This is a genomic window from Leptolyngbya sp. FACHB-261 (assembly GCF_014696065.1).
Classification (GTDB): domain Bacteria; phylum Cyanobacteriota; class Cyanobacteriia; order FACHB-261; family FACHB-261; genus FACHB-261.
Map to the genome: position 1 here is coordinate 462,197 of NZ_JACJPL010000031.1, position 12,578 is coordinate 474,774.

General features: G+C 52.8%; 12 protein-coding genes. 7 read left to right on the forward strand and 5 right to left on the reverse strand.

Annotation, left to right across the window (positions count from 1 at the left end):
- The first annotated feature begins 90 nt into the window (after positions 1-90).
- The gene (locus H6F94_RS27220; protein WP_190805401.1) at positions 91-324 is read left to right on the forward strand and encodes a hypothetical protein; all 234 of its coding nucleotides are present in this window, start codon (positions 91-93) and stop codon (positions 322-324) included.
- 243 nt (positions 325-567) lie between these two features.
- Here the strand turns inward: H6F94_RS27220 and H6F94_RS27225 are convergent, their stop codons facing one another.
- On the reverse strand, positions 568-2,139 hold the full coding sequence (locus H6F94_RS27225; protein WP_190805402.1) for a hypothetical protein: 1,572 nt from the start codon (positions 2,137-2,139) through the stop codon (positions 568-570).
- A gap of 428 nt (positions 2,140-2,567) precedes the next feature.
- Between H6F94_RS27225 and H6F94_RS27230 the strand changes: the two genes are divergently transcribed.
- From H6F94_RS27230 to H6F94_RS27245, 4 genes are all read left to right on the forward strand, one after another.
- On the forward strand, positions 2,568-3,878 hold the full coding sequence (locus H6F94_RS27230; RefSeq protein ID WP_190805403.1) for an acetamidase/formamidase family protein: 1,311 nt from the start codon (positions 2,568-2,570) through the stop codon (positions 3,876-3,878).
- A gap of 195 nt (positions 3,879-4,073) precedes the next feature.
- Positions 4,074-5,153 carry a magnesium-protoporphyrin IX monomethyl ester (oxidative) cyclase gene (gene acsF, locus H6F94_RS27235; protein ID WP_190805404.1) on the forward strand — a complete coding sequence of 360 codons (1,080 nt, stop codon included), beginning with the start codon at positions 4,074-4,076 and terminating at the stop codon, positions 5,151-5,153.
- An 8-nt stretch (positions 5,154-5,161) separates the two neighbouring features.
- Entirely contained in the window at positions 5,162-5,902 is a 741-nt protein-coding gene (locus H6F94_RS27240; protein WP_190805405.1) for a hypothetical protein, read from the forward strand.
- Between the two features lie 58 nt (positions 5,903-5,960).
- Positions 5,961-7,091 carry a hypothetical protein gene (locus H6F94_RS27245; RefSeq protein WP_190805406.1) on the forward strand — a complete coding sequence of 377 codons (1,131 nt, stop codon included), beginning with the start codon at positions 5,961-5,963 and terminating at the stop codon, positions 7,089-7,091.
- A 164-nt stretch (positions 7,092-7,255) separates the two neighbouring features.
- Here the strand turns inward: H6F94_RS27245 and H6F94_RS27250 are convergent, their stop codons facing one another.
- From H6F94_RS27250 to H6F94_RS27260, 3 genes are all read right to left on the reverse strand, one after another.
- Complete coding sequence (locus H6F94_RS27250; protein ID WP_190805407.1) at positions 7,256-7,606, reverse strand: hypothetical protein; 351 nt, start codon at positions 7,604-7,606, stop codon at positions 7,256-7,258.
- Between the two features lie 350 nt (positions 7,607-7,956).
- Positions 7,957-8,184 (reverse strand): YgiT-type zinc finger protein, encoded by a 228-nt coding sequence (locus tag H6F94_RS27255; protein WP_190805408.1) that lies wholly within the window; start codon positions 8,182-8,184, stop codon positions 7,957-7,959.
- Between the two features lie 2 nt (positions 8,185-8,186).
- The gene (locus H6F94_RS27260) at positions 8,187-8,549 is read right to left on the reverse strand and encodes a DUF4258 domain-containing protein (protein WP_190805409.1); all 363 of its coding nucleotides are present in this window, start codon (positions 8,547-8,549) and stop codon (positions 8,187-8,189) included.
- 108 nt (positions 8,550-8,657) lie between these two features.
- Between H6F94_RS27260 and H6F94_RS27265 the strand changes: the two genes are divergently transcribed.
- Complete coding sequence (locus H6F94_RS27265) at positions 8,658-9,269, forward strand: peroxiredoxin family protein (RefSeq protein WP_190805410.1); 612 nt, start codon at positions 8,658-8,660, stop codon at positions 9,267-9,269.
- Positions 9,270-9,488: 219 nt separating this feature from the next.
- Positions 9,489-11,471 carry an alpha-amylase family glycosyl hydrolase gene (locus H6F94_RS27270; RefSeq protein WP_190805411.1) on the forward strand — a complete coding sequence of 661 codons (1,983 nt, stop codon included), beginning with the start codon at positions 9,489-9,491 and terminating at the stop codon, positions 11,469-11,471.
- A 146-nt stretch (positions 11,472-11,617) separates the two neighbouring features.
- Here the strand turns inward: H6F94_RS27270 and H6F94_RS27275 are convergent, their stop codons facing one another.
- The gene (locus H6F94_RS27275; protein WP_199320677.1) at positions 11,618-12,235 is read right to left on the reverse strand and encodes a WGxxGxxG-CTERM domain-containing protein; all 618 of its coding nucleotides are present in this window, start codon (positions 12,233-12,235) and stop codon (positions 11,618-11,620) included.
- Between the last annotated feature and the right edge of the window lie 343 nt (positions 12,236-12,578).

The following is a 12,578-nucleotide window of genomic DNA, read 5'->3' on the forward strand; positions in this document are numbered from 1 at the left end:
TGAACCTAAATTTCACTACGCTCTTGGGCAGATGAACCGGCTAGTGAGCTGATCCAGATTGAGTGAGGAACTCTTGTGGAGACTCAAGCAATGACTCAGAGCCAAGGCACTCAAGCCATTAGCAACCTGGAGTACGATCTGCTGACCGTACTGCAAAATAAGTCTGAAGCCCTAAAGGCATATGACACCTACAAACAAGACGCTGAATCGCTGGGTTCTCAGCCCTGTGCAGAATTGTTTGAACGGCTAAAGCAAGCTGACCTGCAGCATGCGCAGGAAATCCGTCAGCACCTGCAACAAGTGATGCAGAACGGCAAGATGTAGTTCGGTTGTCGAAAGATGACTTAGGAGCCAGATAGAAGCCTGAACCAACGGCTTCCATCTGGCTCTTAAATCTGTTTCGGCTTAAATCTATTTTGGCCCAGATTTGTTTTGGCTAGTCTGTAAATGATTTGAAATGGTTTGGCTAAGTAGCTGGCGAGCCAAGTCAGTGTTGCAGAAAAGTCTGAAAAAAGCAGGCTTAAAACTAATGAACCAAACCAGCAAGAAACTATCAAGCCAAACTACTTAGGGAGTTGCTTTCACAGCTAGAGGGTTGGGCTGGCGATTAGCAACGGGCTCTTGAGCTATTACTGTGGGTCGGGGTTTCAGGGCAACGTCTTCTGCCCAAGCCGAGTGATAGCGCACCTCAATCGATTGCTCATTGGCATTGAGCAGATCTAAATCACCGCGCATAGCGTTCCAGTTGTTTTGTTGCAAGAAGTTTGGCTCAGGCCCAACGCCACGAAAACCACCGCCAGAATAATTGACTGGAACTTCGTCTAAGCTGCGAACAAACCGTTCGCCATTCCAGTGCCAGTCAGAAGCGGGCCAGTAAACAGCAGGCGTATCGGGGACACGAACTGCCTGCTCCGGCAGGGGTGAAATCCCCGTGTTGATGGTTGCCGTAAAGCCTGGCTCATAACGGATTTCGTAGCGGCCCGTGGGGTTAGCTTCAGTCAGGTTTAAGGGCATCCACCACAGAACTTCAACCGGACCGGCATCTGGCTGTAGCGTTGTGGTTCCTGGCTCTTTTTGAGTCAGACTCTTAAAGAGCGCCAAGCCGGATTGGGGTAGCTCGGCTGTGGCCGTAAACCGCCAGCAAGACCAGCTTTGAGTCACTTCGGGATTTGCCCATTGCAAGGCACAAACCCCGTTACCAGTGCTGACCCAGAGAGTATCTTGTTCAAGCTTCAATTTTTGCGGTATGGCACCAACTATGGGACTGTTGTTGACGTTGTAAGAGGTCATCGAACCCTGGTTAGGATCTTGCACTCCAGGGCGATAAGCGACTAGGCCCAAGCTGGAAAGAGACGGATTACCTTCGCCAGAGCGCATGGTGCCCAGCCAAAAGGTTGGTGCGGTTGGTTTGCCCGTAATTGCTAGATCAGTAATTTGCTGAATCTGTAAGGTCTTGGGTTTAACCAGTGTTAATTTCTGGGTTTTGGGGTCATAGTTGACCAGGGTAGCAATACCGGCATTCCCTTCCCCTTGTTGGGAGGTGACTGCCCACCAGAGCTGATTGTTATAGACGACTGGTGTGGTTGCTGAAGCAGAGCCCAAGCCCACTCCCACCCCCGCTTGTTTCACTTCCTCTAAGGTGTAGAGCACCTGCTGCTGGGGCGGGCTACTCTGAGCTTTACCTACCTCGAAAATGACTTTGTCATCGCGAGTCAGGGCTCGATATTCGTAAGTTTGATCCTGGAATTCGACCCGGTTTAGAGGTGGATTGCTAGCTTGCTGATAACTTTCTGGTCTAGCAAGTTCTGCGGGTAAAGTACCCGGTTGAACCGTCCAGGATTGGTTGGCTCGACAATAAACGAAATCGTATTCCCGAGCTTGAAACTTGATTGTGTCGCTATCACTAACAATGTTGCGAGGGCGATAGTCAAAGCGGTCATTAGCATTCACGAAGTTGACAGTGGCTTTGGAACCATCCGCTTCATAGAATGAGGTGCTAGGCGTAGGCAAGTCGCTAACTGGGGCAGGACAATTGGCCGGCGGTTCAGTTGCAGTGGGACTGCCAGAGACAAGATTCGGTGCAGACCTTGCACAAGCACCGAGCAAACAGGCCAGACCAAGTAGCGAGGCGACTCTCATGAGCAATTTCGGATCCAGAGGCAGGGACTAAACGAAGGTAGCGACCAAAATCAAGGCTCGGAATTGAGCTGACCTAGTTGGGGAGCAGGAAGTTCCCAGGCTTAGGCTCACACCGTCCAGGCGCTTTTGCCCTCATCCAATGGATTCACCTAGTCGAGTGATTTTTGCGCCCCAAAACAGTTTGTTTGGCAGCAAAGGGGCAATCAGAGCATAGAATCAACTCTTAAAACATTACGAGCAAACTGAATTCAAAGCTCTGTTTGTGCATTTTCAACCGCAGTTGACACCGTTTTTTTGCTTTTTTTACTTTAGGTTTTTAATTTATGTTGAGCCTCAAGTCTTCGTGTTTAAGAATACAAAAAACAGCGTTCTAGCTCTCTAAAATCCGGGCTGATGTTGCAGGCCTTTAGAGGCATGGAGAATGATTGATGGCGCAACATGAGCACGATTCCGAGCAAAATCCTCGATCGGATCATGGAGTAGGTCATGACTGTAATGATCACACGCATGGCTTAGCAAATCTTGATTCGGAAGTGAGTGAACCGGATCCCCCAGCGCAATTTTTATCGAAGCAGTCGCGGCGGGCCTTTTTAGTTTCTAGCGGGGCCGCCGCAGCGTTAGGTGCAGATTACGCAGTTGGTTTCTTACGCAACCCAGAACAAGCCCAGGCAGAAACCGTTGCAGCCGCTGATTCAATTCGCGATGCTGGTAATATTCACATCCTCAAAGCCACACCACAGACTTGCTTTTGGGGCTTTTTTGATAAAACTCTGCCTCCCGTTTTGACGATTGACTCTGGCGATATTGTCTATGTCGAAGCCCTCACACATCACGCAGGGGATGCTCCCGATTTACTGATGGATACGGGGGTCAAAGAAGTCTATGACAAGGTAACTGACCGGGGCCCAGGCGTGCATGTGATGACTGGCCCGATTGCCGTCCGAGGCGCGGAGCCAGGCGATACGCTGATGGTCCGAATTCTGAAAACTCAGCCACGGCTGCCCTATGGCAGTAACATTGCTGCCCACTGGGGCTACCTCTACGACGCCTTCAAAAAAGAGCGCATTACTATCTATAAACTCGACTTTGAGGCGGGTCTAGCTCAACCAGCATTTGCCTATGATTTCAAAGGGCGACCGCTGTATGACAAAGCCGGTTTTGTAACTGCTCCTGATGCTGCTAGCCGTCAACCTTTCAAAACCAAAGTTGCGATTCCTATGCGTCCTCACTTCGGCGTTATGGGTGTAGCGCCAGGTGAAAGTGGGCGGATTAACAGTATCCCACCGGGTCCTTTTGGCGGCAATATTGACAACTGGCGCATCGGCGCTGGAGCCACGATGTATTACCCGGTTTTCAATAGAGGAGCCAATTTCTTTATCGGTGATCCGCACATGGCTCAAGGTGATGCCGAACTGGCTGGCACTGCAATTGAAGCTTCGCTCAATGGCTATCTTCAGATCTTTGTGATCAAAGATTTCCCCATTACCAATCCCATTCTGGAAACTGATACCCATTGGATTACCCACGGCTTCAATGAAGACCTCAACAAGGCCATGCGTCAATCAGCGGATCAAATGTTGAAGTTTCTACAAACGAAGCGAGCCATGAGCGCTGATGAAGCCTACACCTTGATGTCTGTTGCGGTAGATTTTGGCGTGACACAGGTGGTGGATATGCGCCAGGGCTGTCATGCGGCGCTGCCCAAGAGCCTGTTCTTGCCCACACCCTATTCAAGCTAAGGCTGCATGAGTTCTAGGGGTAGTCTCACCACTCAATCCACCTGCAAGCTGCCCCTAGTCATACTCAAACCGTTTAGCTCAGGCAATACTTCTTAACGCTTCACCCCTCTCAAACGCTCGTTGCAAGCCGAGGGCACTGGTAGACTGATGACACTAATCCTCAGTTAGCAAGCGTTCAGGTCAAAGCAAGAGACGATGGTAGATTCCCTTCATAAAGCAGACTCGCTCCAAGAGCAGCGCCCCGGCGTGAAGGTTCCGTCTAAGGACACGATCCTGACGCCCCGCTTCTACACCACCAACTTCGAGGAGATGGCTGAGCTGGATATCTCCAGCCGAGAAGCTGACTTTCAGGCACTCCTAGATGAGTTCCGCACGGACTACAATCGTCACCATTTCGTGCGTGGGGATGCCTTCAATCAGTCGCTGGATCACCTCGACCCGGAAGCCCGCCGCTTGTTTGTCGAGTTTCTAGAGCGTTCTTGTACTGCTGAATTTTCAGGCTTTCTGCTTTATAAGGAACTCTCACGCAAGCTCAAAGACAGCAGCCCTGTTTTGGCGGAATGCTTCAACTTGATGAGCCGTGACGAGGCGCGTCATGCAGGTTTCCTCAACAAGGCCATGTCAGACTTCAATCTGGCGCTGGACCTGTCATTCTTAACCAAGAGTAAGAGCTACACCTATTTCGCACCCAAGTTTATTTTCTACGCGACTTATCTGTCCGAGAAAATTGGCTACTGGCGCTACATCAAAATCTATCGCCACCTGGAAGCGCATCCCGAAAATCGCATCTACCCCATCTTCCAATTCTTCGAGAATTGGTGCCAGGATGAAAGCCGCCACGGTGACTTCTTCGCGCTGTTGATGAAGTCGCAGCCCCAGTTTTTGAATGACTGGAAAGCGAAGTTGTGGTGCCGCTTCTTCCTGTTGTCGGTGTTCGCCACCATGTACATGAACGATGTGGCTCTCCGTCCTGAGTTTTATCAACTCCTGGGCATGAATCCTCGCGATTATGACTTGGATGTGATCGAGAAGACTAACCGTGATGCCGCTAAGGTTTTCCCAGTTGTTCTCGATACGGCCAATCCGGAGTTCACCGCTCGCCTGGATAATTGCGTGGACAAGGCTCGTAGACTGTCTGCCATTGGCAAATCTAATGCTCCGGCACTGATCCAGTCCTTGCAAAAGGTACCTCCGATTCTGGGCATCGGCTGGCAATTGATCCGCCTGTATTTTATGAAGCCAGTGCCTGCTGCGGCACCGGGAACTGTCCGTTAATTCAAGGCATGAAGCAATTAAATTGGGGCGGATCTGAAAGTCAGGTCCGCTTTCTTTTGGGATTCACCCTCGCGTGCGGGATTGGCTGTAGTGTTGGTGGCTGGCAAGCCCCTCTGCTGGCCCAAACCGCTACGCCGACCCCACAAGCCAGCCCCTCACCGAACCCCGATCTCGATTTGCCCGCAGGCACTCTAGAGCAAAGCCCGGTACTGCGACGTTGGCTAGAAAAGCCGCCGGATGTGCTGGATGATATTCGGCGCGACCCTAGTTTTCCAACCCGGATTCAAGTGGGGCCGACTCGTTCTCTCGAAGATGAGCGTGGCGGTTTTGCTGTGGGCGTAGAAGATGTGTTTGTGGGGCGCACAGGTCTCACTTTCAGCAGCCAATATCAGCAGACGGGCGATGATAGCCGCTTGCAGGCGCATGCTCGTTACTACCTATTGCCGTTGGGTTCTCGCTTCAATTTCGCACCGCAAGTTGGCTACGGTCAGGCGTATTTGCAGGGGGACCGCACGAGCGGCGTGGACATAGGTTACAAGGTGATTTTGGTGTTGTCGCGCGGCAGTTCGGATATCAACTTCAGTCAGTCCTGGATTAAGCCAGGGAGCGATAACGAAACGCGATTGACTCGCGTGGGGGTGGGCTATGCGCTCACGCGTGATCTGCGTCTGGCTACCGATTTCCAGTGGCAGCGCACGGGCGAACGTAGCGACCGTCGCGCTGGTTTGCTCCTGGAGTGGACACCTTAATTAACATCTGAGTCCAACTCCCAGTTGTAGGCTGAGGGAAAACGGCAGGGTGAAAGAGATGACCCACGTTCCCAAGAATCGCCTAAGAGTTGCTCGGCGTTGGCTGCTGCTTACCTGCGGTGCCGCTGCTGGCATGAGTATTGTTGGCATGAGCAGTGCTGGCATGAGTGCTATATCTCAAGCTCCAGCTTCAAGCCCAACTTGGTTTAGGCCACAAGCTGGGCTTGAAACAGGAGGGCCCATGCAAGTCGCGGTAAACCCGCCCCCACCAACGGGCGCTCAGATTGTGTTCAACAGTGAAGATTTTTATAATCTCAATGGCTGGACCGACTTGAGCCAAGCGGTGACTTGGGGCAACAGCACGGTGGCCCGCTCGGCCTTCACGACGGGCAGCTATGTTCAGCTCACTCGGACCGGCAGCAACAACACGGTGGGCTTGACTGGCTACAGCACCCCTAGTAGCCTGCGCACTTTTACGGCCCTCGACCACCGCTTCGCGACGCCAATTAACCACGCCACCAACATTGTCACCATTGACTTTCGCGCGGCTTGGACCAAACTCGATACCAGTGGGGCGGGCGAGAACGGGCGTTTCATGGTGGTGTTGACCCACAGTTATCCGACTAGCGGCTTGGATACGACGCTCAATAAACGTTTGAATGATTTTTCGACGACCTGGTGGGCGCGTCCGGCCTATCATCTGCGCATTCGCTCTGGCAACAATACCAGTGCCACGGCTTTGTTGCAGTACGGCGGCGGTCGCAGTAACTTGGGCGAGTTTGAAACCTATGATGCCAACCGAGATGGCAGGCCCGATTGGTGGCTTCCCGGTTTTATTTCGGGAGCCAATGGCGTCTCACCGGGTACAGCTGCGGATTTCCCCAGCAATAGCTGGGTGCGCACGCCTCAGGGTATTGCTTCAACCTCATTCCGCAACTACCGCTATGTGGTGAAACCGGATGCGCAAGAGGTCTGGTACGACGCCAATGACAACGGCACTTTTGAAAGCACCGAACTAAAAGCCCGGATGCCGCTGCCTCAAAGCTCGACGGCTCCGCTCTATTACTACTTCCCTAGGTTTGAGGGCATTCGGCTATATTGGCGCGGGGCGGGTGGTCCCGATGCTTTGGGCAGTGACCCAGGCCAGGTATTGGTGGATCGCCTGGTGGTCTCGGTCAGACCGCTTTAGGCGGCGGACTCAAGTTGCTAGGAGGCGAAGCCAAGTGAGTGGGGAGGCAGCTCGCCTTGCGATCAGCGCGTCCTTACTTGCGTGAAGGCGGACCTCGGTTACGCGCGGGCAAGTGTTGCTTGCTGGGGACCGGGCCTTGAGCGCGATGAATGGGTTCAGCAGCGCTAAGGTCGCGTAGTTCGCAACTGGTAGTGCTGTTGTCGCCACAATTGACGCCAGGTTTCCAGCACGGCTTCGGGATAGCGAAACTGCTGACACTCGCGTTTGATAATTTCCCCTAGCCAATCGAGCATGGGTAGATCGGCACAAGCCTGGATGCTCTTGGCACAGGCTTCGGCCCACTCAGCAAAGGCGCGGTAACTGACGAACTGACCGCCGCGATCGGTACGATGCACAAAGAGTTGATGCGGCCAATGTTCGATGCGATGAATCATCGATTCGGGAATTCCTAAATAGCGAGCGACTTTGCTAAACGAAAGACAAAGTTGCGGCTGCAAAACCTGCGTTAGGCGCATGGAAAAGAGGCTCCAAAACTTGGGTCCAAAAATGCTGGCAAGGGGATGGAAAGGGCAATTCAGACAATTGAACTGCCCCAACGATTCAGGTGAAGACCAAGCACAGAGCGATTGCTCAGCGTACCTGCGCCTGCCTTGGCGGGTGAATCACAAGTGATACACTCTCCTCAGCCTCCAAACCTTAAGTAAGTTTGGGGGTCAGCTATCTAGGGCTGGTTGCTACAGTTCCTAGGTAGCGTTCATCAACTGAACTGAGATTGCAATCTACAGCAGTTAAAGCCAATTGGCAAGTAGGGCTTGCAAAATTCTTTGAAGAAGATTCTGTTTCAGTGTGGGTAGTTGCTGAGTGCCTAATAGACAAAAACGTCAATACTCATCGACCTCTCCGGTGCAACCTCTCCATGAACCATCCGCCTGATTCTTTCTGTGGTTTCGCGGCTGAAAACAAGTTCACCGCAACGTGCACACACTTTTGCAGGAATGTTTTCAACCAAGACAGGTTTGCTGTCAATCTGAAACACTTCACTGACAAGTTCCTCATGGAACTCTACTGAGCCGCAGACATCACATTGAGACATCCCTACCTCCGTCTTGAATAATCAATCCACTGGATTGGGTCAGGCTCGTAAATCGTAATGATCTTAACTAACTCTGCATCAATGACTGAGACCTGAAGATGTAGAGGTCGGCCTGCACTCGTAAAACCCAGCAACAGACAGCTCAGAGAGTATTTATCATCCGGATAATCCTCAATTAAGATTGCATCCTTTCCAACCTCTCTGATTTCATATTCACTGATATTGCGCTCAACTGTCCGCCTGAACGCGTGACGGCTAAACTCAAATTGCCCAGAGCAAAGCTGGCCTCGAATCTCTTCAATTGATTTCACAAGGGATTGTACCGCGTCATCTAAGCCCACAGCCTCTTTAGATACTTCTGGCATCTTATACAGCCAGTACAGCCAGAGAGGTCCCACCCTAGTTTCTAAGACAAATCTGCAACACTAAAGAGTAAGGAAAGCGTAAGGGCAACTCATCTGAGGACTAAGGCAATGGTTCAAGCGCTACAGACCGGACTAGACACCCTCAAAAACGCGAAGCTGCTTAGCCCCAAGCTCCGCACGCGCCGACTGGTCAATCATTTGCTACCGATCCCCGCCACACCAATCTTGCGCATCGGTCAGATCCCGCCTGATTTTGAATTGCCTCTGATCGAACCTGATCCCCAACCCGATAGCGAGCCAGCCAAGATTCGCCGCTCAGAGTTTTGCAAAACTCACCGCTTCACCGTGCTCTCGTTCACGCGCATCTTCTCCGATGAGCACTACTGCCCCCTGTGCTTCCCCCATCAAATCGCCCTGCGAGACAACATCAAACAGATCCGGGATCTAGGCGCTGAGGTATTGATGGTGGCGGGCATCCCGAGCGATCAAGGTCGCAAAGTCATCTCAGACTTACACCTCAATTACCCCGTTCTGTCTGACCCCAACTGCGGCACTTTTCGGCTCTACCACACCGGCCAAGCTCTAGGCGCACCACTCCCTGCCACATTCATCCTCGATAACCACGGGCGTCTGCGCTACCAATATCTTTTCCGCTTCCAAGAAGCAAATCCACCAATTAATGAAATCTTGCAAACATTGATCTCCTTGCAAGTGCCCTAGGGTAGGAACTACCTACCTGGGTGATGTGGTTTGTAGTGCACCCGTTTTGAATAAAACCTGGGGTGTTAGGGCCTCATGCAACCAAGCCCAGCGTGGCAGGGATAGCCCTACCGATCAGCTGACAGGCGGATATTGTTCGCGTTAAAGCGCGGCCTCAATCCGGTGCGTCTGCCCCCGCAACTGAACACTGATTTTTTAGAATCCGGGAGAGCTAAACGAATGCCTGCAGACCTTTTAACTCGCAAGCGGACTCATTTTGTACTGTGGCGGCCCAGAGTGACCGAGCCTCAACCGACGCTCTACATCGGTCGCGCTCCCCAGGATCGCCGAGACTTTCGGGAAATCCCCCTCCAACCTGACGAGTCGTTTCGCGACCTATGGCAAGTCGCCGCTCAAGATTGCGGCCTAGCCGAGGGGCAGGTTTACTTCTACTGGTTCAAAGTCTGCGACACCAACGCCTACAGCAGTGGCTATCGCGTTCTCTACTGCACTGATCCCCTGGCCTACACCGTTGATCGGCGCTTTCTGGCTCCCGCCCCAGGCGAGGTGGGAGGAGCCGAGAGCGGTGATCCGGCTGGCGTCGTCCTCTATCAGCAAGGCCAACTCATCCCCTGCGATCCCCAAGGTCAAACTGTCAACTGGGAAGGAGAGCCCGATCTCTCAACCCTACCCACCAATAACCAGCTAGTTATCTACGAATTGCCAACTCGCTGGGCACAGAGCGCTTCCGATGGCCATGTCGTCTTCGGCAATGGCACCTTCCGCGATGCCCTAGCTCTACTGGAGCACGAAACGACAGCACCAGATTTCGCAACCGTGGCCGCGCTCGACCGAGGCCACGCCCATCTAGTCGAGCTGGGAGTGAATGCCCTGGAACTTCTGCCAGCCAGCGATAGCGATGACAAGCGCGAATGGGGATATGGCACCGCTAATTATTTCGCTGCTGACTTCGATTTAGGCAGTCCCGATTCCCAAAAAGCCCCAACAGCCTCGACCGATTTAAGCCACCTGATTAAAACTTGCCACCGCCAGGGTCTGCGCTTCTTCTGCGATATGGTGATGGCGTTTTCGCGCAATAACCCCTACAGCAACATCAATTTCTTAGACTTCTACGTCAAACATGCCAGTGGCGATCCCGAACAGGGCAGCCGCGATGGTTTCGGTGGCGATCTATTCAAATACAACTACTGGGTTGAAGGCTATCACCCAATCACGGGCCAAAAAGCCTGGTTTGTGCCTGCACGGGAATATTTAAAAGCCCATGTTGCTCATTGGCTGGAATATTACCGAGTTGATGGCTTGCGTTTGGACAGTGTCAACAACATTGCCAGCTACGACTTTCTGCAAGAATTCAAAGACTTTGCGCGACTTCTATGGGACAAGCGGGGCGGCAGTGGCGACCGCTTTTTGGTCGTGGGTGAAGACCTCAGTGTGCCATTGAGTTGGATCCAGCAAAATCGACTGGATGGACTGTGGAATGAGAAATTTAAGCAGATTGTGCGCCAGGTGATCTTAGGGCGCAATTGGTCAGATGAACCCAGCTTTGAGTGGAGCGTGCGCAAGCTAATCGATTGCCGCTTGTTGGGTTTTAGCGATGGCTCTCAAGCGGTTAATTACCTGACCTCTCACGATATCGGTGGCCTCGGTAATGAGCGCTTCTACAACTGGTTAGCCAATAATGGCGTCTACGAGACTGAGGAACGGATCAAATTAGCTTTCGTCTGTTTGCTCACCGCCGTGGGAACGCCCATGATTCTGGCAGGCGATGAATTTGCCGACCAGCAAGATCTAGACCTCAACAACGAACACGGCAGCAACAAACAAGTTGATCCCGTCAATTACAGTCGTGTCAGTGAAGATTGGCGGCAGCGTATTTTCCAATATGTGGCTCGGCTCACCCGCTTCCGCACCACCTCGCCAGCCTTAGCTGTCAATGACACTCAGTTTTTGCACTCTGATTTTTCTGAGGGCAAGCGGGTACTAGTCTGGAAACGCGGTCAGGGCGATCAAATTGCCGTTGTCGTTGCCAACTTCTCTGATTACGGCACACCACCCAATTCAGACTACAAAGTCCCCAACTGGCCTGGCATTTCTGCTGGCAAAACCTGGCGCGAAATCACTCAAGATCGGGCTGTACCGCAGGAGTGGGTTGGCCGCGAACCGGTTTATCCCTGGGAAGCCAAAGTGTATGTCCCGGTTTAGAACTCATTCAGTTAGAAGTGAGCCCATGCAGCTCGCTCGTTGCTAAAGACTAACTCGTGGCTAAAGACTAATAAGAGGGGCTGGATCACCCAGCCCCTCCAAACATGACAGCCAGTAGATGGCTCTCTTACTGAGTCGCGAGACTCCTAGTAGCGAGACTCAGTACGGCTCACTTCGTTGGGATCGCGATAACGTGCTGGCTCCTCAGGACGACGGAGCAGACCAGCCAAACCGGACAGACCCAGCAAGCCTAGCCAACCCCAATCGAAGTCGCGGTCGCCTTCAGTGTTCGCGGTGGTGGGCGCAGGGGCAGGGCTAGCAGTGGTATCCGCCGCATCAGGGGAAGCAGTCGTGCCACCCGTGGTGTCTGGAGCCGTCGTGGTGCCTGTGGTGCCAGGAGCGGTCGTGGTGTCTGCGCCAGTTCCAGTTGTGCCCGGTGCCCCAGTCGAACCAGGGAAAGTCGTGCCTGTGCCTGTGCCTGTGCTGCCAGTACCGGTGCCGGTATCCGCGCCAGTGCCCGCACCCGTACCACCAGGAACCGTGGTGCCCGTGCTACCCGTACCACCCGGTGCAGTCGTGGTGCCAGTGCCGCCGGGAGCGGTAGTCGTGCCAGTGCCAGCGCCGGTGCCAGTACCTGCACCAGTACCACCCGGAGCGGTAGTACCGGAGGTACCCGTGCCACCAGGTGCAGTGGTCGTGCCTGTGCCACCCGTGCCACCTGTACCGCCCGAAGACTGAGCAGAAGCAGGCAGGGTTGAAGTCATAACACCCAAGCTTAAGGCAAGGACACTAGCCCCAAGCAATCTTGACCAGCCATAAATTTTCATCGTCGAACTTCCTCTCTGAGTTGAATGATTTAGAAAATCTCTAAGGTAGACACGCGCTTCTGAAAATTGCGCGTCACTTTTAGCAGCGCATATCGCTACCAAGCTAAAGATTTACTGCAACAGCAGAATCAATCTAGGGAAGTAAAGCGTATCTAAAGAGGCTCTATCAAAGGGGAGACTAAAAAATTAGAGCAAATGTGATCAGGAACGCGCTCATTTTTTCAGCTATTGCTGAGCAGAACCCTTGCATAAACATTCGATTAACGAATCCCAATATTAA

What these genes read in the sequence shown, in the direction of transcription:
- H6F94_RS27250 (WP_190805407.1), bottom strand. Translation starts at nt 7,606, where the DNA reads ATGCGCCTAACGCAGGTTTTGCAGCCGCAACTTTGTCTTTCGTTTAGC.
- H6F94_RS27260 (WP_190805409.1), bottom strand. Translation starts at nt 8,549, where the DNA reads ATGCCAGAAGTATCTAAAGAGGCTGTGGGCTTAGATGACGCGGTACAA.
- H6F94_RS27265 (WP_190805410.1), top strand. Translation starts at nt 8,658, where the DNA reads ATGGTTCAAGCGCTACAGACCGGACTAGACACCCTCAAAAACGCGAAG.
- H6F94_RS27270 (WP_190805411.1), top strand. Translation starts at nt 9,489, where the DNA reads ATGCCTGCAGACCTTTTAACTCGCAAGCGGACTCATTTTGTACTGTGG.
- H6F94_RS27225 (WP_190805402.1), bottom strand. Translation starts at nt 2,139, where the DNA reads ATGAGAGTCGCCTCGCTACTTGGTCTGGCCTGTTTGCTCGGTGCTTGT.
- H6F94_RS27220 (WP_190805401.1), top strand. Translation starts at nt 91, where the DNA reads ATGACTCAGAGCCAAGGCACTCAAGCCATTAGCAACCTGGAGTACGAT.
- H6F94_RS27275 (WP_199320677.1), bottom strand. Translation starts at nt 12,235, where the DNA reads ATGACTTCAACCCTGCCTGCTTCTGCTCAGTCTTCGGGCGGTACAGGT.
- H6F94_RS27255 (WP_190805408.1), bottom strand. Translation starts at nt 8,184, where the DNA reads ATGTCTCAATGTGATGTCTGCGGCTCAGTAGAGTTCCATGAGGAACTT.
- H6F94_RS27240 (WP_190805405.1), top strand. Translation starts at nt 5,162, where the DNA reads ATGAAGCAATTAAATTGGGGCGGATCTGAAAGTCAGGTCCGCTTTCTT.
- H6F94_RS27245 (WP_190805406.1), top strand. Translation starts at nt 5,961, where the DNA reads ATGACCCACGTTCCCAAGAATCGCCTAAGAGTTGCTCGGCGTTGGCTG.
- acsF (WP_190805404.1), top strand. Translation starts at nt 4,074, where the DNA reads ATGGTAGATTCCCTTCATAAAGCAGACTCGCTCCAAGAGCAGCGCCCC.
- H6F94_RS27230 (WP_190805403.1), top strand. Translation starts at nt 2,568, where the DNA reads ATGGCGCAACATGAGCACGATTCCGAGCAAAATCCTCGATCGGATCAT.